We start from the raw sequence: 290 nt of genomic DNA on the forward strand, positions 1-290 counted from the left end.
ACACCTTCATCGAGCGCCTGCTGACCGAACGCCTCGGCGCCTTTGGCGGCAAGCTGCGCGCCGGCCGTTCACGTAACGACCAGACCGCCAACGACCTGCGCCGGTTCCTGCGTGATCACGTCCGCACCCTGGCCGTCGAAGTGCTTGCCTTGCAACAGGCCCTGGCTGATCGGGCCGAGCAACACATCGAAAGCATCTGCCCGGGCTTTCCCCACCTGTAGCAGGCGCAACCCATCGTCTTCGCTCACCACTTGCTGGCCCACTCGCATTCGATGCTGCGTGACGTGCAT

The 290-nt window shown here is 64.5% G+C and carries 1 pseudogene; it reads left to right on the top strand.

The features are described 5' to 3' along the window. Positions 1 to 290: pseudogene (locus BK660_RS31555) on the top strand (lyase family protein); the annotation flags it as partial.

Origin of the sequence: Pseudomonas brassicacearum, assembly GCF_003732265.1 — a bacterium.
In the GTDB taxonomy this organism is placed as follows: domain Bacteria; phylum Pseudomonadota; class Gammaproteobacteria; order Pseudomonadales; family Pseudomonadaceae; genus Aquipseudomonas; species Aquipseudomonas brassicacearum_D.